This window comes from Aeromicrobium sp. EU05-FHT14F07, assembly GCF_058790455.1.
Map to the genome: position 1 here is coordinate 1 of NZ_JBYTCR010000009.1, position 21759 is coordinate 21759.

The window sequence follows — 21759 nt, forward strand, 5'->3', positions numbered from 1 at the left end:
CCCCCCCCCCCCCCCCCCCCCCCCCCCCCCCCCCCCCCCCCCCCCCCCCCCCCCCCCCCCCCCCCCCCCCCCCCCCGGGACTTCCCCACGAACCGTGGCGGGCTCTGCCAGAAGGGGTGGACGTCGGGCGAGCTGCTGCGCACCCCCGACCGGCTCACCCAGCCGCTGCGTCGCACGGCCGACGGGCTCGTCCCGACCACCTGGGACGACGCGCTCGACGACATCGCGGCCCGCGTGCAGACGCTGCGAGCAGACCACGGCCCCGACGCGGTGGCGGTGTTCGGCGGTGGCGGGCTCACCAACGAGAAGGCGTACCAGCTCGGCAAGTTCGCGCGGCTGGCGCTGCGGACCCGCCTCGTCGACTACAACGGGCGGTTCTGCATGGCGTCGGCCGCCGCCGCGGCCAACCGCAGCCTCGGCGTCGACCGGGGGCTGCCGTTCCCGCTGACCGACCTCGACGACGCCGACGCGGTGCTGCTGCTGGGCAGCAACCTCGCCGACACGATGCCGCCGTCGGTGCAGCACCTCGCGGGACCGCGGTCGCGTGGCGGTCTGGTCGTCGTCGACCCACGGCGCTCGGCCACGGCCCGGCTCTGCGACGACGGCGCGGGCACGCACCTGCAGCCGCTGCCGGGCACCGACCTCGTGCTGCTGCTCGGCCTGCTGCACGTGGTGCTGGGCGAGGGACTCGCCGACGTCGCCTACCTGCGCGACCGCGTCGACGGCGTCGAGGACGTGCGCCGCTCGGTCGCGGCGTGGTGGCCCGAGCGGGTCGAGACGGTCACAGGTGTGGCGGCCGGTCAGCTGCGCGACGTCGCCCGCCGGCTCGCCGACGCGTCGCCGCACCGCGGCGGCCGGGGCGCGTACGTGCTCACGGGCCGCGGCGTGGAGCAGCACGTCGACGGCACGGACACGGTCAGCGCGGCGATCTCCCTCGCGCTCGCGCTCGGCCTGCCCGGCGCACGGCGCGGGGGCTACGGTGCGATCACCGGCCAGGGCAACGGCCAGGGCGGCCGCGAGCACGGCCAGAAGGCCGACCAGCTCCCGGGCTACCGCTCGATCGAGGACCCCGCCGACCGGGCGCACGTCGCCGCGGTGTGGGGCGTCGCCCCCGAGCTCCTCCCCCGGTCCGGCGTCCCGGCGGTCCAGCTGCTCTCGTCGCTCGGCACCCAGGACGGGCCGCGCGGCCTGTTCGTGCACGGCAGCAACGTCGTGGTCAGCGCGCCGCGGGCGGGTGCCGTGCGCGACCGGCTCGCGGCCCTCGACCTGCTCGTCGTCTGCGACGTCGTCCCGTCCGAGACCGCCCTGCTCGCCGACTACGTCCTCCCCGTCACGCAGTGGGCCGAGGAGGAGGGCACGATGACCAGCCTCGAGGGTCGGGTGCTGCGCCGCCGACGCCACCTCGACCCGCCGGCGCTCGTGCGCGACGAGCTGTGGATCTGGGCCGAGCTGGCACGACGTCTGGACGCCCCCGGCACGTGGTCCACGGACGCGTCGGCCGTCTTCGACGAGCTCGCCCGGGCGAGTGCCGGCGGTCGCGCGGACTACGCCGGACTCAGCCACGCCCGCCTCGACACGGGCGAGGCGCTGCACTGGCCGTGCCCCGACCCGGACCACCCGGGCACCCCGCGGCTGTTCACCGACCGCTTCGCGACGCCGTCGGGCCGGGCCCGGATGGTGCCGGTGCGACCGGTCGGGCCCGACGACGACGTCCGCGCCGACGCGCCGCTGCACCTCGTGACCGGCCGGCTCCTCGCGCACTACCAGTCGGGGGCGCAGACCCGTCGCGTCCCGGCCCTGTGCGACGCGGCCGGCGGACCGCACGTCGAGCTGCACCCGAGCCTCGCCGCGCGGCTCGGTCTCGACGGGGCCGAGCTCGTCCGCGTCACGTCGGCCCGCGGCTCGATGGTCGCGCCCGCACGCATCACCCGCGACGTGCGGCCCGACACCGTGTTCGTCCCGTTCCACTTCGCCGGGGACAGCCTGGTCAACGCGCTCACCAACGACGCGACCGACCCCTTGTCCGGCATGCCCGAGTTCAAGGTGTGCGCGGTCCGCGTCGAGCGGGTCGCCGACGACGCCGGGCCGTCACTCGCCCGCGTGCTGCAGGAGGTCGAGTCGTGAGGATCGTCGTGGTGGGTGCCGGGATGGTCGGCCACCGGTTCGTCGAGGAGACGCTGCGGCTCGACCCCGCGGCCGACGTGGTGCTGCTGGGCGAGGAGTCCTACGAGCCGTACAACCGCGTCCTGCTGTCGGAGCTGGTCGCGGGCCGCACCGACCTCGCGGCGCTGACGCTGCCCGAGGCGTCCGGCGCACGGGTCCGGCGCGGCGTGCGGGCGGCCGAGCTCGACGTCGCCGCCCGTCGGGTGCTCCTCGACGACGGGTCCTGCGAGCCGTGGGACCACCTCGTGCTGGCCGTGGGGGCGCGAGCCCGGGTGCTGCCGCTGGCAGGTCTGGACGCCGGCGGCGGCCGGCTCGTCGGCGGCGCGCACGTGCTGCGCACGGTCGACGACGCGCGCGGCGTCGTCGCCGGGGCGCTCAACGCCCGGCGCGCGTGCGTGGTCGGGGCCGGGGCGATCGGCGTCGAGGTCGCGTGCGGGCTGCGTCGGCGCGGCCTGGACGTGACGGTGCTGGCGTCCCGCGACGGCGTGCTCGACCGCGACCTCGACCCGCGCGTGTCCGCCGTCGCGACCCGCACGCTGCGCGACCTCGACATCGCGGTGGTGCCGCAGGCCGGCGTGCGGGCGGTCGACGTCGCGCACGGGCACGTCGACGCGGTGGTCCTCGGCGACGGGACGCGCGTGCCGACCGACCTCCTCGTGCTCGCGACCGGGTCCGTCCCGCGGACCGAGCTGGCCGTCGAGGCCGGGCTCACGGTGCGCCACGGGATCGTCGTCGATGCCGACCTGCGCACCAGCGACCCGACCGTCAGCGCGATCGGCGACTGCGCCGAGACGCCGGACGGCGTGAGCGGCCTGGTCGCCCCGGGCTGGTCGCAGGCCGATGCGCTCGCCGCGCGCCTCGTGCGCGACCGTCCCGTGCCGACGCTCCCGGTGCAGGGCGCGACCCTGCGGCTGAAGGCCGTCGGCCTCGACGTCGTCACGGCGGGCACGCGCGCGTCGACGGCGCACGAGGACGACCGCGTCCTCGCCCTCGACGACGCCGGCGCCCGGCGCTACGTGGAAGTCGTGGTCCGCCAGGGGACGCTCGTCGGGATGACGTGCGTCGGGTCGCCCGAGCTGGCCGCGCGGCTCTCCGTGCAGCTCGACCGCCCGGGCGTCGTCCCGCCTGACCCGCTCCAGCTCCTCGTCGGCGCGCCTGAGGACCAGCCGGGCTCCCCCACGACGATGCCGTCGAGCACGACGGTGTGCCGCTGCAACGGGGTCACGAAGGCCGACGTCGTCGCCGCGTGGGACGGCGGCTGCTGCACGGTCGACGAGGTGGTGACGACCACGCGCGCGACCACGGGGTGCGGTGGCTGCCGCACCCTCGTGTGCGGTCTCGTCGACTGGCTGCAGGAGGTCGACCCGGCCGTCCCGGCGACCTCACAGGAGACCCCTGCCGTGCGTGAGCGAGGTGTTGCAGCGCGGTAACCGGCGGCGTCGGGCCCCGACACACGCCCTGCCTAGCGTCGTCGACATGGAACGCAGCACCCTGGTCGTGGCCGGAGCCGGCATGGTCGCCCGTCGTCTCGTCGAAGCCCTCGTGGAGCGCGACGCGACCTCGCGGTGGGACGTGGAGGTCTACGGCGAGGAGGTGCACGCGCCCTACGACCGGGTGGCGCTGACCAGCTACTTCGGCCTCTCCGGCCCCGAGGAGCTGCTGCTCGGCGACGCGTCGCTGTGGGACACGCCCGGCGTCACGCTGCACACCGGCACGGCGGTCGAGTCGGTCGACGCGTCGGCGCGCACGGTCGTCGTCGGCGGCCGGGAGCGGCGCTACGACGCCCTCGTCCTGGCCACCGGCTCGTACGCCGCGGTGCCGCCGGTGGAGGGGGCCGACCTGCGGGGCTGCTTCGTCTACCGCACCGTCGACGACCTCGACGCCCTCCGCGCCTGGGTGTCCGAGCGCGGCGAGGCGCTGGGCCGCCCCGTGCGCGGCGCGGTCGTCGGCGGCGGGCTGCTGGGCCTGGAGGCCGCCGGTGCCCTGACCACGCTCGGCACCGACACGACGGTGGTGGAGTTCGCCGACCGGCTCATGCCGGTCCAGGTCGACGCGGGCGGCGGCGAGGCGCTGCGTCGACTGGTCGAGGGTCTCGGCGTCGCCGTCCGCACGTCCACCGCCACGTCGCGCGTGGTCGCCGACGACGCCGGCCGCGTGACGCGCATGGAGTTCGCCACCGGCGACCCGCTCGACGTCGACGTCGTCGTGTTCGCCACCGGCGTGCGTCCGCGGGACGAGCTCGCCCGCGGAGCCGGGCTGGCGGTGCACCCACGCGGCGGCGTGCTCGCCGACGCGGCGTGCCGTACGAGCGATCCCGCCGTCTACGCGGTCGGCGAGGTCGCGTGCGTGTCCGACCGGGTCTGGGGGCTGGTCGGGCCGGGCTACACGATGGCGGAGGTGGTGGCCGACCGCCTGCTCGGCGGCGAGGCCACGTTCGCCGACGCCGACCTGTCGACGAAGCTCAAGCTGCTCGGGGTCGATGTCGCCAGCTTCGGCGACGCCTTCGGGACCACGCCGGACAGCCTCGAGGTCGTCTACGCCGACCCCGTGCAGGGCCTGTACAAGAAGCTCGTCCTCAGCGACGACGCCTCGACCCTCCTGGGTGGCGTGCTCGTGGGCGACGCGTCCGCGTACGGCAGCCTGCGCCCGCTCGTGGGGCACCCGCTCGGCGGCGACCCGGCCGCCTGGCTGCTGCCGGAGTCGGCGGAGGGACCGACGACGGGCGCGCTGCCCGACGCGGCGACCGTCTGCTCGTGCAACAACGTCACGGCCGGCACGGTGCGCTGCGCCGTGACCGAGCAGGGCTGCACCGACGTGGCCGGGGTGAAGGCGTGCACGAAGGCCGGCACGAGCTGCGGCTCGTGCGTGCCGATGGTCAAGCAGCTGCTGCAGGCCCAGCTCGCCGAGGCGGGCATCGAGGTCGGGAACGACCTGTGCGAGCACTTCTCGCTCAGCCGCGCCCAGCTGTTCGACGTCGTGCGGGTGAGCGGGATCCGCACGTTCAGCGAGCTGCTCGCCGCGCACGGCCGGGGCCGCGGCTGCGACGTCTGCCGCCCGGTGGCCGCGTCGATCCTCGCGTCGCTGTACCAGGAGCACGTGCTCGACGGCGAGCGCGCCGCCCTGCAGGACACGAACGACCACGTCATGGCCAACATGCAGAAGGACGGCACCTACTCGGTCGTGCCGCGCATCCCGGGCGGTGAGGTGACGCCGGAAGGGCTCATCGTCATCGGCCAGGTCGCGCAGGACTTCGGCCTGTACACGAAGATCACGGGCGGCCAGCGCATCGACCTGTTCGGCGCGCGCATCGAGCAGCTGCCCGCCATCTGGTCGCGCCTCGTCGACGCGGGGTTCGAGTCGGGCCACGCGTACGGCAAGTCCCTGCGCACCGTGAAGTCGTGCGTGGGGTCGACGTGGTGCCGCTTCGGCGTGCAGGACTCGGTGGGTCTGGCCGTCGCGCTCGAGCTGCGCTACCGAGGCCTGCGCTCGCCGCACAAGATCAAGCTCGGCGTCTCCGGCTGCGCCCGCGAGTGCGCCGAGGCGCGCGGCAAGGACGTCGGCGTCATCGCCACCGACCAGGGCTGGAACATGTACGTGGGCGGCAACGGCGGCTTCACGCCCCGGCACGCCCAGCTGTTCGCCGAGGACCTCACCACCGAGCAGCTCGTGCGCGCGATCGACCGCTTCCTCATGTACTACGTGCGCACCGCGGACCGGCTGCAGCGCACGGCGCCGTGGGTCGAGTCGGTCGAGGGCGGCATCGACGCGATCCGCGCCGTCGTGCTCGACGACTCGCTCGGCATCGCCGCCGACCTCGACGCCGCGATGGACGCGCACGTGGGCGGCTACCGCGACGAGTGGGCCGCCACCCTCGAGGACCCCGAGAAGCTGCGCAAGTTCGCGTCGTTCGTCAACGCGCCCGACGTCGCCGACCCCGACCTCGCCTACGTGCCCGAGCGTGGCCAGAAGCGCCCCGCCACGGCCGAGGAGCGCGGCGTCGTCATCGGTGGACCCACCCTGCCCGTCCGTACCGCCGGAGGACCCCTGTGACCACGTTCCTGGACGCACCCGACGCGCCCCCGACGCTCGTGCCCGTGTGCCGCCTCGACGACCTGCACCCGGACCGCGGTGCGGCCGCGCTCGTCGACGGCCGGCAGGTGGCGCTGTTCCGGCTCGCCGACACCGACGAGGTGCGCGCGGTCTCCCACCGCGACCCGTTCACCGGGGCGAACGTCATCGCGCGCGGCCTGGTGGGCTCGCGCGGCGACGTCCCGATCGTCGTGTCCCCGCTGCACAAGCAGGCCTTCGACCTGCGCACCGGACGCTGCCTCGACGACCCCGACGTGTCCCTCGACACCTACACCGTCGACGTCGTCGACGGTGTGGTGCACGTCGGCGTCCCGCAGACTGGGTGATCGTGAACGTCCTGCGTCCCGTCCTGTCCGGCACCACGGTGCTGGTCACCGCCCAACGGCGTGCCGACGAGCTGTCCGGTGCCCTGCAGCGGCGCGGTGCCGAGGTGACGACCGCGTCGGCGCTCGGCGTGGAGTCCCACCTCGACGAGGCCGGTCTGCTGGCCGCGACCCGCGGGCTCGTCGCCGACCCGCCCGACGTGCTCGTCGTGACGACGGGCATCGGCTTCCGCGGCTGGCTGGACACGGCCGAGGCCTCGGGCCTGGGGCACGACCTCGTCGAGGCCCTCGCGCAGACCCGCATCGTGGCCCGCGGGCCCAAGGCGCGCGGTGCCCTCCAGGCGGGGGGTCTCGTGCCCGACTGGGTGGCGGAGTCCGAGACGTCGGCCGAGATCGTGCAGCTCCTGCTGACGGAGGGTGTCGACGGCCTGCACGTGGCCGTGCAGCACCACGGCGCGGGCGACGACGGCATCGAGAAGGCGCTGCAGGGCGGCGGGGCGGTCACCACGACCCTCGTCGTCTACCGCTGGGGCCCGCCGCCGGACCCCGAGGCCGTCGAGCGCTCCGTGGTCGCGGCGACCGCGGGCGGGTACGACGCGGTCGTGTTCACCTCGGCGCCCGGCGCGTCGGCGTGGCTCGAGGTCGTGGAGCGGCACGACGGCCTCGACGCGCTGCACGCCCTGGTCGCGGCCGACAGACTCACCCTCGCCGCCGTCGGACCGGTCACCGCGGAGCCGCTCGTCTCCCGCGGCTTCGACCCGTTGGTGCCGGAGCGGTACCGCCTCGGTGCCCTCGTGCGGGAGCTGATCGTGCACCTCGGCGAGGACGCGGCCGCGATCGCGCTCCCCGACGGCCAGCTGCGGCTGCACGCCACGACCGCGACGCTCGACCACCAGCCGCTGCCGGTCTCCCCGAGCGGGCTCGCGGTGCTGCGCCTGCTCGCCGAACGGCCCGGGGCCGTGTGCAGCCGCGAGCAGCTGCTCGCCGTCCTGCCCGGGGAGTCGACCGACCCCCACACCGCGGAGATGGCCGTCGCGCGCCTGCGCGAGGCGATCGGCCGCTCCGCCGTCCTCACCGTCGTCAAGCGGGGCTACCGCCTCGCCGTGCAGGAGCACCCATGAGCCCCCGTTCCACGAACCCACGTCCCACGAACCCACGCCGCACCCGTCCCGCGCTCGTCGCGACCAGCCACGGCACGTCCAGCCCGGCGGGTCGACGGGCCGTGCTCGGCCTCGTCGAGGCGGTGCGTCGGCGCCTGCCCGACGTCGCCGTGCGCGACGCCTACGTCGACGTGCAGGAGCCGACGCCCGACGACGTCGTCGCGACGCTCGCCGGCCCCGCCGTCGTCGTGCCACTGCTGCTGGCCCCGGGGTTCCACGTGCGGGTCGACGTCGCGCGCGCCGCGTCGGCGCCCGGCTGCGTCGCCGCGGCCACGCTCGGGCCGGACGACCGGCTCGTGGGCGCGTTGGTGCGCCGGCTGCTCGAGGCCGGCACGCAGGACGCCGACGTCGTCGTCATGGCCTCCGCCGGCTCGAGCGACCCGGTCGCGCAGGCCTGCTTCGAGCAGGTGGCCCGCGACCTGAGCGTCGCCATCGGCCAGGTCGTGCCGCTCGGGTACGTCGGAGGCACCGGCCGTCCGCTCGCCGACGTCGTCGCCGACGCCAGGGCCCAGAACGCCGACCGCCGGGTCGTCGTGTCGTCGCTGCTGATGGCGCCGGGGTTCTTCCACGACCGGGTGTCCCGCTGCGACGTGGACGTCGTCAGCCGCCCCCTGCTCGACGACGACCTCGCCGACCCCCGGCTCGTCGACCTCGTCGTCGACCGCTACGCCACCGCGGTGGCGGCTCAGGGGGCGCTGACCGGCACCGGGTGACCGGCGCGCATCTCCGCGACGAGCGAGGCGACGACGGCGTCGAGACGGCCGTCGTGCGCGTCCGCGACCCGACGTTGGCGCCGGTAGGACGGGCCGGTGCGCACGATGTCGGCGATGCCGGCGAGCTCCTCGCTGCAGCCCAGCCGCTCCGCCACCGGCTCCAGGGTGACCAGGAGACGGGAGAGGTCGGCGGTCACGAGGTCCTCGCGCGCGTGCTGGTCGAGGATGAGCCAGGAGTCCATGCCGTAGCGCGCCGAGCGCCACTTGTTCTCCTGCGCGAACCACGGCGGCAGGTCGGGCAGGTCGCGGCCCGCGTCGAGCTCGCTCGAGAAGTGCTCGACGAGGCAGTGGGTGAGCGCCGAGATGCTGAGCAGCTCGCTCATCGTGGGGATCCCGTCGCAGACACGCACCTCGAGCGTGCCGAACTTCGGCGACGGGCGCAGGTCCCAGCGGATCTCGTCGAAGACGTCGATGACCCCCGTGGTCGTGAGGTCGTCGACGTAATGCTCGAGCTCGGACCACTGCTGGAAGTGGAACGGCAGACCCGCCGTCGGCAGCTGCTGGAACATCAGCGCGCGGTTCGACGCGTACCCCGTGGCCTCGCCGCCCCAGAACGGCGACGACGCGCTCAGCACCTGCAGGTGGCCGTAGTACGCGAGCATCGCGTTGCTGATGGGCAGCACCTTCGCGCGGTCCTCGATGCCGACGTGCACGTGGACGCCGTAGATGAGCATCTGGCGACCCCACCACTGGGTGCGGTCGATGAGCGTGGCGTACCGCTCCTTGTCGGTGACCTTCTGGTTGTCCCAGCGGGCGAACGGATGGGTGCCCGCGCTCATGAGCTCGACGCGCAGCGGGTCGGTGACCGTGCGGATCTCGTCGATCGCCTCCTGCAGGTCGGCGCCCGCCTCCGCGACCGTGCGACGGACGCGCGAGACCACCTCGACGGTGTTGAGCAGCAGCTCCTGCCGGATCAGCGGGTGCTCCCCTCCGCCCGCGGGGGCGACGGCGTCGAGCACGGTCTGGGCGACCTGGCGCAGGTCGCCCGAGTCGGCGTCGACGAGGGCGAGCTCCCACTCGATCCCGACGGACGAGCGCTCGGAGCGCGCGAAGGGAAGGTCCACGGCGTCCATCCTGCCGCAGGTCCGGGCCCGAGGTCGTATCGTCCCAGCATGAGCGACGGCAGGCGCGACCCGAGCGGCACGTGGCAGCGCGACCACCCGTGGGCCGCGGTCTACGACCGGATCAGCGGCGACCCGCACCTCGGGGCGCTGCTGTGGCGGGTCGGCATGGGCTCGAGCGTCGAGGAGCTGCACCGTCGGGCGCGCCGCGAGCTCGCCGCCGTGCCTGCGGGCGGCACCGTGCTGGACCTGCCGTGCGGCGGCGGGGTGGTGCTGCGCGACCTGCCGGTGGACCACGCCCTGCACTACGTGGCCGCCGACATCTCGCCCGCCATGCTCGAGCGGACGCGACGCGAGGCCGACCGGCTCGGCGTCGCGGCCGACGTCGAGACCCGCGTGGCCGACGTGGAGCAGCTCGCCGACGCCGACGAGACGTACGACCTCGTGCTCACGTTCACGAGCCTGCACTGCTTCCCGGACCCCGAGGCCGCGGTGCACGAGCTGGCGCGGGTGCTGCGGCCCGGCGGACGACTCGTCGGGAGCGCCTTCTGCGTCGACGCCGGCCTGCTGTACCGGCCGGGGCACCGGATCGGGCGGGCTCTCGGCGTGCTCGGTCCGCCGGTGCGGGGCACCGAGGTGCGCGCCTGGCTCGGCGACGCCGGCCTCGTCGACGTCCGGCTCGACCGCGCCGGCGCGCTCACGTACTTCGAGGGCACCCGCGCCTGAGCGGTCGGTGACGCGCGGCACGCCAGGGGATTCGGCGCGTCGCCCTCGGCGCCCGGTGCATAGAGTGGGCGCCATGCCCGGAACGAACCTGACTCGTGAAGAAGCCACCGAACGCGCCAGCGTCATCTCGACCGACCACTACGTCGTCGAGCTCGACCTGACCCAGGGCACGGAGAGGTTCGGGTCCGTCACCACCGTGCAGTTCGGCGCCGTCCCCGGCTCCGCCACGTTCGCCGACCTCGTGGACGGCGAGATCGCCTCGATCACCCTGAACGGGACGTCGCTCGACCCCGCCACCTACGCCGACAGCCGCATCCCGCTGCCCGACCTGCAGGCCGAGAACGAGCTGCGCGTCGAGGCCACGTGCGCGTACTCCCACTCCGGCGAGGGGCTGCACCGCTTCGTCGACCCCGCCGACGAGCGCGTCTACCTCTACACGCAGTTCGAGGTGCCCGACGCGCGCCGCGTGTTCACGACGTTCGAGCAGCCCGACCTGAAGGCCACCTTCGACTTCCGCGTGACCGCGCCGAGCCACTGGGCCGTCGTGTCCAACGCCCCGGTCGCCGAGACGGTCGAGGGCGAGGGCGGCGTCAGCACGCGCGTCTTCGAGACCACGAAGACGATGTCGACGTACATCACGGCGCTCGTCGCCGGCGAGTACCACGGCGTCACCGACGTCTACTCCGGCGAGTACGGCGACATCCCGCTGGGCGTCTGGTGCCGTCAGTCGCTCGTCGAGCACCTCGACGCCGACGACATCCTCCTCGTCACCAAGCAGGGCTTCGCGTTCTTCGAGGACGCGTTCCAGATGGCGTACCCGTTCGTGAAGTACGACCAGCTGTTCGTGCCGGAGTACAACATGGGCGCGATGGAGAACGCGGGCTGCGTGACGTTCCGCGACGAGATGATCTTCCGCAGCCGCCAGACGGTGGCCGCCTACGAGCAGCGCGCGAACACGATCCTGCACGAGATGGCGCACATGTGGTTCGGCGACCTCGTGACCATGAAGTGGTGGGACGACCTGTGGCTGAACGAGTCGTTCGCCGAGTTCGCGGCGCACCACTCCTCGGTCGAGGCGACGCGCTTCACCGACGCGTGGACCGGGTTCACGAACAACCGCAAGAACTGGGCCTACCGCCAGGACCAGCTGCCCTCGACGCACCCCATCGCCGCCGACAACTACGACCTGCACGCCGTCGAGGCGAACTTCGACGGCATCACCTACGCGAAGGGCGCGTCGAGCCTCAAGCAGCTCGTCGCGTGGGTCGGCGTCGAGGACTTCTTCGCCGGGCTGCGCGCCTACTTCAGCAAGCACGCGTACGGCAACACCACGCTGCAGGACCTGCTCACCGAGCTGGAGGCGGCGTCGGGCCGCGAGCTGGCGTCGTGGGCCGAGGAGTGGCTGCAGACGTCGGGCGTCAACACGCTGCGCGCCGACGCCGAGGTGGGCGAGGACGGCACGTTCACGTCCTTCGCCGTCGAGCAGACCGCGATCGAGGCGTACCCGACGCTGCGGCGTCACCGGATCGCGATCGGCCTGTACGACGTCGTCGACGGTCGCCTCGTGCGCACCGAGCGCGTCGAGACGGACGTCCGCGGTGAACGCACCGCGGTGCCGGAGCTGGTCGGCCTGCGCCGGCCGGCGCTCGTGCTGCTCAACGACGACGACCTCACCTACGCCAAGATCCGCCTCGACGAGCAGTCGTTCGCCTCGCTCGTGGAGCACGACATGGCGTTCGAGGAGTCGCTGCCCCGGGCGCTCTGCTGGGGGTCGGCCTGGGACATGACGCGCGACGCCGAGCTGTCGTCGACGGACTTCGTGTCGCTCGTGCTCGCGGGGATCGGCTCCGAGACCGACCTCACGGCCGTGTCCTCACTGCTGCGTCAGGGCCAGTCCGCCGTCAACCTGTACACGTCCGACGAGAAGCGTCCGCCCCTCGCGGAGCGCTGGGAGTCCGGGGTCCGGGCGCTCGCGGAGGCCGCCGAGCCCGGCAGCGACCACCAGCTGGCGTTCGTGCGCGGCTACGCGTCCGCGGCCACCAGCCCCGACCACCTGCGCACCCTGCTCTCGGACGGCCTGCCCGGGCTCGACGTCGACACCGACCTGCGGTGGACGCTCGTGACGGCGCTCGCACGTCTCGGTGCGGCCGACGAGGCGGAGATCGAGGCCGAGCTGGAGCGCGACCAGACCATCTCCGGCCGCGAGCGGGCCGCCGCGGCCCGCGCCGTCCGGCCCTCCTCCGAGGCCAAGGAGGCAGCCTGGCAGGCGGCGGTCGTCGACACGTCGACGCCCAACGAGACCCGCCGCCAGACCGCGTCGGCGTTCCAGGTGTCGGGCCAGGCCGACGTGCTCGAGCCGTTCGTCCAGCGCTACCTCGAGATGGCCGAGACGGTCATCGAGGACAAGGGCGTCTGGATCGGCCAGGTCGCGCTCGTCTACCTGTTCCCCCTCGCCAACCCCACGCAGGCCGCACTCGACGCCGTCGACGCCTGGCTGGGCTCCACCGAGGCCCCGGCCGCCGCGAAGCGCTACGTGTCCGAGGGTCGCGACGACCTCGCCCGCGCCCTCCGCGCCCGCGCGGCCAGCTGACCTCGCCGCTGGGTGGAGATTCCCAGGTCGACCTGGGAATCTCCACCGAGCACGGGAATCTCAGAGAAGCGTGGAGACCTCTCCGTGCCTGGCTGAGATGTCCGTGCCTGGCCAGAGATTCTCGTGCCTAGCGAAGATTCCCAGGTCCGCCTGGGAATCCCCCGCCCCACGACGCACGACGGCCGGCCCGTCCAGGACGAGCCGGCCGGGGTGGGGGTCGGTCAGTGGTGGTGCGCGGCCTCGTGGCCCGGCGCGACCTCGACGTCGGTCGACGGCGGCGGGGGCACGTAGTTGTTGCGGGCCGTGAGCAGGCCGAAGAGGGCGACGACGACGAAGAGGCCGACCGTGCCGCCGCCGACCAGCAGGATCCACTCGAGCGTGCTGCGCTCCGGCGGGGCCGGCCAGGCCTCGGAGGCCGGCGAGTCGGCCCAGGCCGTGGCAGAGGTCGTGCCGAGCACCACGAGCGTGGAGACGACGACGGCGAGGATGCGCGCGGGAGCCTTCATGGGGTCATCGTATCGCCCCTGGCCCCGCCCGTAGGCTGGTGACCATGCTGAGCCTCGACGTGAACCTGCCGTCGGCCTGGACCGGCGACCGGCTGATGGAGAGCGGGACGCAGATCCTCGTGATCCTCCTCGTGGCGATGGTGGTCCGCTGGGTCACCCGCCGCGCGATCCGTCGGGTCGTCAAACGAGCCGGCGAGGGCCAGGTCCCCGACGCCCTCGCCAACAGCCGCGCCGGAGCGCTGCTCTCGGACCTGCGACCCGGGTCCGGCGAGCGCCGCAAGCAGCGTGCCCAGGCCATGGGCGACCTGCTGAGCTCGATCGTCGGCCTCGTGATCGCCGGCGTCGCCTTCGTCATGGTGCTCGGCGTCGTCGGCGTGCCGATCGCCCCGCTGCTCACCAGCGCCGGCATCCTCGGCGTCGCGCTCGGCTTCGGCGCGCAGACGCTCGTCAAGGACTACCTCGCCGGAGTCTCGATGATCCTCGAGGACCAGTACGGCGTCGGCGACTCCGTCGACCTCGGCGAGGCGAGCGGCACGGTCGAGGCCGTCGGCCTGCGCGTCACCCGCCTGCGCGACGTCAACGGCACCGTCTGGTACGTCCGCAACGGCGAGATCCTCCGGGTCGGCAACCAGAGCCAGAACTGGGCCCGCACGGTCCTCGACGTCACCGTCGACTACGACTCCGACCTCGACGAGGTGCAGGCGATCCTCGCCGAGGAGGCCGAGTCGATGTACCGCGAGGACCGCTTCGCCGGCGTCATCATCGAGGAGCCCGAGGTGTGGGGCGTGGAGCGCTTCGACAAGGACGGCGTGGTCGTGCGCGTCGTGCTCAAGACCGCGCCGCTGCAGCAGTGGCTCGTGGCCCGCACGCTGCGCCAGCGCGTCAAGCGTCGCTTCGACAAGGCCGGCATCCGCATCCCGTCCAGCGCGATCCCCGCCGAGAGGCCCGCCCCGTGAGCACCACCTTCTACGAGGAGATCGGCGGCCGCGCCACGATCGAGCGGATCGTCGACGTGTTCTACGCCGGCGTGGCCACCGACGCCCTCCTGCGCCCCATGTACCCGGAGGAGGACCTCGCGCCGGCGGCCGAGCGCTTCACCCTGTTCCTCGAGCAGTACTGGGGTGGCCCGACGACGTACAGCGAGACCCGCGGCCACCCGCGCCTGCGCATGCGCCACGCGCCCTTCGCGGTCACGATGGCCGCCCGCGACCGCTGGCTGCACCACTTCCGCGCGGGCCTGGACGCCGTCGACCTCACGCCCGAGCAGGACGCGCAGTTCTGGGCCTACGTGCAGCACGCCGCGACGTTCATGGTGAACACCGCCGACGACGCGCCCGTCAGCTGAGCTGAGCCTCCAGCACGGCGCGTTCCTCCGCACCGAGCACGCGCGACGTCTGCGTCTCCAGGTCGAACCCGACGAGCACGGCGTCGGCACGACCCTGGCGTCCGTCGTCGAAGAGCGTGGTCACGGTGAACGACGACCGCCCGACCCGGGTGACGGTGCTGCGGGCCGGGACCGTCGCCGTCCCCCACGTGAACGGACCGCCGCGCTGCACGTCGACGCGCGCGACCACGTACCGACCGCTGCCGGCCGTGCCGGCCACCCGGACGACGGACACGATGCGCGCCTCCTGGGCGAACTCGAAGAGCGCCTCGACCGTCACGTCGCCGTCGGGTCCGAGGTCGCTGCGGCGCACCCTCAGGTCGTAGGTCTCCCCCGAGGCCCCGAGGTCGAGGTCGGGCAGCGGCTCGTCGTGCCACGTCGCGCGGGCGAACGGCGTCGTCGCCGTGGCCGGCGCGATCTCCTGCACCAGGCGCTCGCCGTCGTCGACGGACGTGACGCGCACGGGGGTGCTGCTCAGCAGCAGCGGCCGCAGGTACTCCACCGACACCGTCCGCGCCGGTCGGTCCCGCAGGTCGCCGTCGGCCACGTGCACCGCCCGCGCCTCGGCGGCGTAGTCGACGTACGTGACGTTGTTGACGTGCCCCAGCTGGTCCAGGTCGGCCCAGCGCATCGGCAGGTCGTGGACGACGGGCGTGGTCGGCTCGGGCACCCGAGCATGCTCTCAGACCGCTGCGGGGGCCTCGTCCTGGGTGGCGATGACGACGAGGGCGTCGCCCTCCTGGACGATCTGCCCCTCGGCGACGAGCACCTCGGCCACCGTGCCGGTGGCGGGCGCGTGCACGGGCAGCTCCATCTTCATCGACTCGAGCACGGCGAGGATGTCGCCCTCACGCACCTGCGCGCCGACCTCGGTGACGAGCTTCCAGACGTTCGAGACGATGTCGGCGGTCGCCGTCGCCGTGGTCGCGGCGCTCATGCGCGGCTCCCCTCGGCCCGCGGGGCCAGGACACCGAGCGCCTGGACCATGCGCTCGCGCGTCTCCTCCGGGACGATGACGTCGTCGAGGATGCCCGCCTCGGCGGCGAGGTAGGGCCGCGCGACGTTCTCGCGGTACTCGGCGGCGAGCTCGTCGCGCAGGGTGTCGGGGTCCTCGGCGTCCTTCAGCGCGCGGCGGTGGAGCAGCGCCACGGCGCCACCCGGGCCCATGACGGCGATCTCCGAGCCCGACCACGCCCAGGTGAAGTCGGCGCCCAGGGAGCGCGAGCCCATCGCGATGTAGGCGCCGCCGTACGCCTTGCGGACGACGACGGTGAGCACGGGCGACTGCGCCTCCACGTAGGCGCGCAGCATCGTCGCGCCCTGCGTGATGACGCCACGGCCCTCCTCGACCGTGCCGGGCAGGAAGCCGGGCACGTCGACGAAGGTGAGCACGGGCAGGCCGTAGCGGGCGCAGAAGTCGACGAACCGCGAGGCCTTCACGGACGCCTTGGCGTCGAGGATCCCGCCGCGCGCCCTCGGCTGGTTGGCGACGATGCCGACGGGGCGGCCGTCGAGGTGGGCGAGCACCGTCAGCACGCTCGGAGCGTGCGCGGGGCTGAGCTCGAGGCGGGGGCGGTCGTCCAGCACACCGTCGAGGACCTCGTGCATGTCGAAGACGATGCTCGACTTGTCGGGCACCACGTGCGGCAGGCGGGCGACGGCCTCGGGCCGAGCGGGCACCGGCTCGACCAGCACCTGTGCGCCGCCGACGCGCGAGGGCAGGAAGGAGAGGATGCCGCGAGCGGCGTCGAGCGCGGCCTGCTCGTCGTCCACCTCGAGGTGGGCGACGCCGCTCGTGCGCGTGTGCATGCCCGAGCCGCCGATCTCGTCGGCGGTCGCGTCCTCGCCGGTGGCCGCACGGACGATCTCGGGCCCGGTGAGGAACATCTGTCCCTGCTCCTTGACCATGATCGTCCAGTCGGTCAGTGCCGGCGAGTAGGCCGCGGCACCGGCGCACGGGCCGAGGATGAGGGAGATCTGCGGGATCTTCCGGCTGGCCTCGACGTTGTTGGCGAAGATGCCGCCGCAGCCGTGGAGGGCGTGGATGCCGTCGTGGATCCGCGCTCCCCCGGAGTCGTTGATGTAGACGATCGGGTGGCCCCGGTCGATGGCGATGCGCTGCGCGCGCTGGACCGTCTCGGCGAACACCGCGCCGATCGCGCCCGAGGCGACCGCAGCGTCGTGGCTGGCCACCACGACCGGCCGTCCGCCGACGAGGCCCCAGCCGATGACCACGCCGCTGCCGCTCGAGGGACCCGCCGTGCGCAACGGCGAGATCTCGACGAACGTGCCCTCGTCGACGAGGAGGTGGGCCCGTTCGCGCGCGGTGTGCTGACGACGGCCGCGAGGCTCGACGCGCGCCGTCCGGTCCGCACGTCGCTGCGCGAGGACGTCGCGGTGGTGGGGTCGGGCCGCCTGCGTCGCCGCACCCGCCGCGGGGTCGGCCGCGGCGTCGGGGGCGGACACGTCGAGCTGCGTCATGCGATCTCCTGAAACATGAGGGTTTCCTCAACCTTACCCCAAAGCCGAGGGATTCCTCATCTTCTGTGACTCACCTCGCGCGTCGTCGCGCCGTCGTGGTGGCGCCGCGGTCGGGCCCTGGCCGCGACGAGCGCCGTGCGCTACCGTGAGCGCAGACCTAAGCAAGCGCTTACCTCAGGAGAACTGCATGAGCGAGAACCGCCGCACCGCCCTCGTCACCGGAGCCGCCCAGGGCATCGGTGCCGCCGTGGCCCAGCGCCTGGCCGCCGACGGCCTGGCCGTCGCCGTCGTCGACCTCGACGAGAACGCCTGCTCCGGCACCGTCGAGGCCATCACCGCGGCCGGTGGCACGGCCCTCGCGGTCGGTGCCGACGTCTCCGACCCCGCCGCGGTCGAGGCCGCCGTCGAGCGGATCACCGCCGAGCTCGGCGGCCCGACCGTCGTCGTCAACAACGCCGGCATCATCCGCGACAACCTGCTCTTCAAGATGACCGTCGAGGACTGGGACGCCGTCATGGCCGTCCACCTGCGCGGCTCCTTCAACACGGTCAAGGCCACCCAGAAGCACATGGTCGAGGCGAAGTTCGGCCGCATCGTCAACCTCTCGAGCACCTCCGCGCTCGGCAACCGCGGCCAGGCGAACTACTCCGCCGCCAAGGCCGGTCTGCAGGGCTACACCAAGACCCTCGCCATCGAGCTGGGCAAGTTCGGCGTGACGGCCAACGCGATCGCCCCCGGCTTCATCCAGACCCACATGACGGCCGCCACCGCGGAGCGCATCGGCGTCCCGTTCGACGACTTCATCACGTTCTCCGCCGAGCAGATCCCCGTGCAGCGTGTCGGCCAGCCCGAGGACATCGCGCACACGGCGTCGTTCCTCGTCAGCGAGGGTGCCGGCTTCGTGTCGGGCCAGGTCATCTACGTCGCCGGCGGACCGAAGGACTGACCCGACCGTGAGCACGCCCGAGGGACTCGACCTCGACGCCTTCGCGCGCTGGCTCGACGAGCAGGCCCCCGGCCTGCTCGTCGGCCCGCTCGAGGTGTCGCTCATCACCGGCGGCAAGTCGAACCTGACGTACGCCGTCACCGACGGACGACGTGACGTCATCGTCCGCCGGCCGCCCCTCGGTCACGTGCTCGCCACGGCCCACGACATGGCCCGTGAGCACCGCGTCATCACCGCGCTCGCCGACACCGCGGTCCCCGTGCCCGCCACCTACGGGCTCTGCCAGGACGACACGGTCCTCGGTGCGCCGTTCTACGTGATGGAGCGGGTCGTCGGCACGCCGTTCGCGCGCGCGTCGGACCTCGCCGCGCTCGGCGAGCAGCGGGTGCGGACCATCACCGAGCGCATGGTCGACGTGCTCGCCGACCTGCACGCCGTCGTGCCCGAGCAGGTCGGGCTCGGCGACTTCGGCCGTCCCGACGGCTACCTGGAGCGTCAGGTGCGGCGCTGGAAGAAGCAGCTCGACGCGTCGCGCAGCCGGGACCTCCCGGGCATGGACGAGCTGATCGCGCGGCTCGACGCGTCGATCCCCACATCGGGCGAGGGCACGGTCGTGCACGGCGACTACCGGCTCGACAACCTGCTCGTCGACGCGAGCCCCGAGGGCGGCGACCGGGTGACCGCGGTGCTCGACTGGGAGATGAGCACGCTCGGCGACCCGCTCACCGACGTCGCCGTCCTGCTCGCCTACCAGCAGCTCGCCGAGGCGGCCGGCGACGCCGCGGCCGGTCTGGTGACCGACGCCGCCCAGGCGCCCGGGTACCTGTCGCGCGAGGAGGTGCTCGCGCGCTACGCGCAGCGGTCGGGACGCGACGTCTCCGACATCGACTTCCACCTCGCGCTCGCCTTCTTCAAGCTCGCGGTGATCCTCGAGGGCATCCACTTCCGCCACAGCCACGGCCAGACCCTGGGCGCCGGCTTCGACGGCATCGGCGACCTCATCGAGCCGCTCATCCAGGCCGGGCTGCGAGCCTGAGCGGCCGCTCCCCCGCGTCGTCGGCGGCGGGAGGCGGCAGGTGACTCGCGAGTAGGTCACGGCCGGGAACGCTCTCGCCGGCTCGCCGCGTCCCCTAGGGTGGGCCGCGTGACCGCCGAGATCCTCGAGCCCCGACGTCGCCCCACGCAGGAGCGCAGTCGGGCCAAGTTCGAGCTGCTGCTGCGCACCGCGCGCGAGCTGCTGCTCGACGTCGGGTTCGAGTCGTTCACCTGCGAGGAGGTCTCGCAGCGCGCCGGACTGCCGACCGGCACGCTCTACCAGTACTTCGCGAACAAGTACGTGATCGTCTGCGAGCTCGACCGCCAGGACGCCGTCGCCGTGCACGAGGAGCTCACCCGGTTCTCGGAGATGATCCCGTCCCTGGACTGGCTGCGCTTCCTCGACCGGATGATCGACCACATGGCGAGCCTGTGGTCCGACGACCCGTCGCGTCGCGCGGTGTGGCTGGCCGTGCAGTCGACCCCCGCGACCCGCGCGACCGCCGCCGTGACCGAGCGCGAGCTGGCCGCCGCCGTCGCCCGCTTCCTCGCCCCCCTCACCCCGGGCACGCCGCGCGAACGTCGCCAGATCATGGCCGAGGTGCTCGTGCACGTCACCTACTCGATGCTGAACTTCTCCGTCCGCGACGGCCAGGGTCACGCCGAGGCCGTCATCGAGCTCAAGCGCCTCCTCGCCTCCTACCTCCTCGCCTCCGAGCCCGACCCCCGCTGACCCCCTCCCACCCTTTGGGTTGGGCCCAACCCAAAGGGTGGCTCCCCTACCCAGCGTTGGGTGGGGACGCACCCGTGGGGGTGGGGCGACGCAGATCCCAGCCGACGTGCCCTCGTCCACAGCCCTGTCAGGGAGGGGGCCGCCGTCCACAGGTCGGAGTGCGACCCTGGCTGGCCCCGGTGTCGGGGGCGTTCGCTCGTCCTATGAGCGATCTCCTCGACCATCTCGTCGCGCGCGCCGCCGCCCACGGCGGGTTCCTGCTGGCCCGTCACCTCCGTGACCTCGGCGTAGACAAGAACCGCACCACCGCCCTGCTCACGCTGGGCGTCCTGGTGAAGATCAGGTACGGCGCCTACGCCGTCGCGGCCGAGTGGGAGAAGCTCGACGTCGTCACCCGGCACGCCGTCGTCACGCGCTCCGTCCTGGCGCGCGTCGATGACGGAGCAGTCGCGTCGCACCAGTCCGCCGCTGCACTCCACGGCCTCGACCTCTGGGACGTCGACCTGTCGGAGGTGCACCTCACGCGCCTCGACGGGCGGACGGGACGACACCGGGCCGGAGTGGTCTGGCACGAGCCGACGATCACGGTCGACGACGTGGTCGACGTCGACGGCTACCGTTGCACCTCGCCGGTCCGTGCGGCCCTCGAGACGACGAGCCTGCACGGCGTCGAGCAAGGGGTCGTCGCGCTCAGCAACGCACTGCGGCGCACCGGTATGGATGCCGACGAGGTGGACGCGCACGTCGCCCGCTTCCGCTCCTGGGCCAACGCGGACGCTGTCCGCCGCGCCGTCCAGCTCGCCGACGCACGGTTCGAGAGCGTCGGCGAGTCGCGGTCCTTCGTGATGTTCTGGCGCCATGGCGTGGACCTCCCCGAGCCGCAGGTCGTCATCGTTGACCTCATGGGGCGGACGGTCGGACGCGTCGACTTCCTGTGGACCCTCGACCGTCATGTCGGTGAGTTCGACGGCCTCGTCAAGTACGGGCGGCTCAACCCGGATCCGTCCGATCCCGGGCGGACCATCGTGCAGGAGAAGATCCGCGAGGACCTTGTCCGCGACGCTCGTAACGGCGTGTCGCGGTGGGGGTGGGTCGACCTCTCCCCGGTGAGACAAGCCACGACGTGCGCCCGGATCGAGGCCGCACGGGCGCGTTCGCGGAGGTTGTACGTCGAGGTCGCGCGCCCCTGGGGCTGAGACGTCGCGGCATCTCCCCCACCCAGAAGGTTCGTCCCCATCCAACGCTGATGTGGGGAGTCACCCTTTGGGTGGGGCCCAACCCAAAGGGCAAGCAGGGGTCAGTGGGTGAGGAGGACGTAGGCGAGGGCGTGGTCGGCGTCGTGGGTCAGGCTCAGGTGCGACCGGACGTCGGGGAGGTGGCGGGCGACGTCGCCGAGCAGGCGCAGGCGGGGGCGGCCCCAGGCGTCGCACACCACCTCCACCTGCCGCAGCGCCTCGTCGCCCATCACCGGCGGCTCGCCGAAGAGCGGCGCCGACCACGCCTTCACCAGCGCCTCCTTCGCCGCCCACCGGACGGCCAGGTGGCGCCCCGGGCCACCACCGTGCCCGGCTGCACGGTCGGCCGCGTCACGACGCTCGCCCGGCGTGAACACGCCCGCGAACCGCGACCCCGCCAGCTCCAGCTGCTCCGCGAACGACGGCACGTGCACGAGGTCGACCCCCACACCGATCACGCCGGCCCCCAGCACGTCAGCCCCCAGCACGTCGACTCTGGGGGCGACGGCGTCCGCCGCCCTCACGCCGGCCTGCTCGGGCGGACCCGCCCCGGC

At 73.6% G+C, this 21759-nt stretch carries 20 protein-coding genes; 14 read left to right on the top strand and 6 right to left on the bottom strand.

What is annotated here, in order from left to right; genetic code table 11:
• The first annotated feature begins 135 nt into the window (after positions 1-135).
• Genes AC3WRM_RS09675 through AC3WRM_RS09700 form a run of 6 tightly spaced genes read left to right on the top strand, consistent with a single transcriptional unit; the run spans position 136 to position 8448 of the window.
• On the top strand, positions 136-2124 hold the full coding sequence (locus AC3WRM_RS09675) for a molybdopterin oxidoreductase family protein (RefSeq protein ID WP_492270923.1): 1989 nt from the start codon (positions 136-138) through the stop codon (positions 2122-2124).
• Positions 2121-3593 (top strand): FAD-dependent oxidoreductase, encoded by a 1473-nt coding sequence (locus AC3WRM_RS09680; RefSeq protein ID WP_492248233.1) that lies wholly within the window; start codon positions 2121-2123, stop codon positions 3591-3593. The genes AC3WRM_RS09675 and AC3WRM_RS09680 overlap by 4 nt, the downstream gene beginning before the upstream one ends.
• 46 nt (positions 3594-3639) lie before the next feature.
• The gene (nirB, locus tag AC3WRM_RS09685) at positions 3640-6213 is read left to right on the top strand and encodes a nitrite reductase large subunit NirB (RefSeq protein ID WP_492248232.1); all 2574 of its coding nucleotides are present in this window, start codon (positions 3640-3642) and stop codon (positions 6211-6213) included.
• Positions 6210-6578 carry a nitrite reductase small subunit NirD gene (gene nirD / locus AC3WRM_RS09690; protein WP_492248231.1) on the top strand — a complete coding sequence of 123 codons (369 nt, stop codon included), beginning with the start codon at positions 6210-6212 and terminating at the stop codon, positions 6576-6578. Before nirB ends, nirD begins: the two co-directional genes overlap by 4 nt.
• 2 nt (positions 6579-6580) lie before the next feature.
• A complete protein-coding gene (locus AC3WRM_RS09695) occupies positions 6581-7696 on the top strand; it encodes a uroporphyrinogen-III synthase (protein ID WP_492248230.1) in 1116 nt (371 codons plus the stop codon).
• The gene (locus AC3WRM_RS09700) at positions 7693-8448 is read left to right on the top strand and encodes a sirohydrochlorin chelatase (protein ID WP_492248229.1); all 756 of its coding nucleotides are present in this window, start codon (positions 7693-7695) and stop codon (positions 8446-8448) included. Before AC3WRM_RS09695 ends, AC3WRM_RS09700 begins: the two co-directional genes overlap by 4 nt.
• Here AC3WRM_RS09700 and AC3WRM_RS09705 read toward each other — a convergent pair.
• Positions 8421-9572, bottom strand: coding sequence for a glutamate--cysteine ligase (locus tag AC3WRM_RS09705; RefSeq protein ID WP_492248228.1), 1152 nt, complete (start codon positions 9570-9572; stop codon positions 8421-8423). The two genes, AC3WRM_RS09700 and AC3WRM_RS09705, sit on opposite strands and share 28 nt — an antisense overlap.
• A 48-nt stretch (positions 9573-9620) precedes the next feature.
• Between AC3WRM_RS09705 and AC3WRM_RS09710 the strand changes: the two genes are divergently transcribed.
• Both AC3WRM_RS09710 and pepN read left to right on the top strand, forming a co-directional pair.
• Positions 9621-10295, top strand: a complete 675-nt coding sequence (locus AC3WRM_RS09710) for a class I SAM-dependent methyltransferase (protein ID WP_492248227.1) — start codon at positions 9621-9623, stop codon at positions 10293-10295.
• A 73-nt stretch (positions 10296-10368) separates the two neighbouring features.
• Positions 10369-12885 (top strand): aminopeptidase N, encoded by a 2517-nt coding sequence (gene pepN / locus AC3WRM_RS09715; protein ID WP_492248226.1) that lies wholly within the window; start codon positions 10369-10371, stop codon positions 12883-12885.
• A 221-nt stretch (positions 12886-13106) separates the two neighbouring features.
• Here the strand turns inward: pepN and AC3WRM_RS09720 are convergent, their stop codons facing one another.
• Positions 13107-13391, bottom strand: coding sequence for a hypothetical protein (locus tag AC3WRM_RS09720; RefSeq protein WP_492248225.1), 285 nt, complete (start codon positions 13389-13391; stop codon positions 13107-13109).
• A gap of 44 nt (positions 13392-13435) precedes the next feature.
• Here AC3WRM_RS09720 and AC3WRM_RS09725 point away from each other — a divergent pair, with 44 nt between their 5' ends.
• Both AC3WRM_RS09725 and AC3WRM_RS09730 read left to right on the top strand, forming a co-directional pair.
• Entirely contained in the window at positions 13436-14347 is a 912-nt protein-coding gene (locus AC3WRM_RS09725; RefSeq protein ID WP_492248224.1) for a mechanosensitive ion channel family protein, read from the top strand.
• Positions 14344-14736: a globin gene (locus AC3WRM_RS09730; RefSeq protein ID WP_492248223.1), complete on the top strand. Its 393-nt coding sequence runs from the start codon at positions 14344-14346 to the stop codon at positions 14734-14736. The genes AC3WRM_RS09725 and AC3WRM_RS09730 overlap by 4 nt, the downstream gene beginning before the upstream one ends.
• On the opposite strand, the gene AC3WRM_RS09735 is transcribed toward AC3WRM_RS09730, so the two are convergent.
• The 3 genes from AC3WRM_RS09735 to AC3WRM_RS09745 are packed head-to-tail and all read right to left on the bottom strand — an operon-like array spanning position 14729 to position 17256.
• Positions 14729-15445 carry an acyl-CoA thioesterase family protein gene (locus AC3WRM_RS09735; protein WP_492248222.1) on the bottom strand — a complete coding sequence of 239 codons (717 nt, stop codon included), beginning with the start codon at positions 15443-15445 and terminating at the stop codon, positions 14729-14731. The two genes, AC3WRM_RS09730 and AC3WRM_RS09735, sit on opposite strands and share 8 nt — an antisense overlap.
• 12 nt (positions 15446-15457) lie before the next feature.
• A complete protein-coding gene (locus AC3WRM_RS09740; protein WP_492248221.1) occupies positions 15458-15712 on the bottom strand; it encodes a biotin/lipoyl-binding carrier protein in 255 nt (84 codons plus the stop codon).
• Positions 15709-17256, bottom strand: coding sequence for an acyl-CoA carboxylase subunit beta (locus AC3WRM_RS09745; protein WP_492248220.1), 1548 nt, complete (start codon positions 17254-17256; stop codon positions 15709-15711). Before AC3WRM_RS09745 ends, AC3WRM_RS09740 begins: the two co-directional genes overlap by 4 nt.
• Positions 17257-17443: 187 nt before the next feature.
• On the opposite strand from AC3WRM_RS09745, the gene fabG reads away from it, so the two are divergent.
• The 4 genes from fabG to AC3WRM_RS09765 all read left to right on the top strand — a co-directional run bounded on the left by fabG (position 17444) and on the right by AC3WRM_RS09765 (position 21166).
• Positions 17444-18202, top strand: coding sequence for a 3-oxoacyl-ACP reductase FabG (gene fabG, locus AC3WRM_RS09750; RefSeq protein WP_492248219.1), 759 nt, complete (start codon positions 17444-17446; stop codon positions 18200-18202).
• Positions 18203-18209: 7 nt separating this feature from the next.
• Positions 18210-19238, top strand: coding sequence for a phosphotransferase family protein (locus AC3WRM_RS09755; protein ID WP_492248218.1), 1029 nt, complete (start codon positions 18210-18212; stop codon positions 19236-19238).
• A gap of 108 nt (positions 19239-19346) precedes the next feature.
• Positions 19347-19970, top strand: a complete 624-nt coding sequence (locus tag AC3WRM_RS09760) for a TetR/AcrR family transcriptional regulator (protein WP_492248217.1) — start codon at positions 19347-19349, stop codon at positions 19968-19970.
• Between the two features lie 203 nt (positions 19971-20173).
• Positions 20174-21166 carry a hypothetical protein gene (locus AC3WRM_RS09765; RefSeq protein WP_492248216.1) on the top strand — a complete coding sequence of 331 codons (993 nt, stop codon included), beginning with the start codon at positions 20174-20176 and terminating at the stop codon, positions 21164-21166.
• A gap of 101 nt (positions 21167-21267) precedes the next feature.
• Here AC3WRM_RS09765 and acpS read toward each other — a convergent pair whose 3' ends face one another.
• The gene (acpS, locus tag AC3WRM_RS09770; RefSeq protein WP_492248215.1) at positions 21268-21729 is read right to left on the bottom strand and encodes a holo-ACP synthase AcpS; all 462 of its coding nucleotides are present in this window, start codon (positions 21727-21729) and stop codon (positions 21268-21270) included.
• Positions 21730-21759 lie beyond the last annotated feature (30 nt).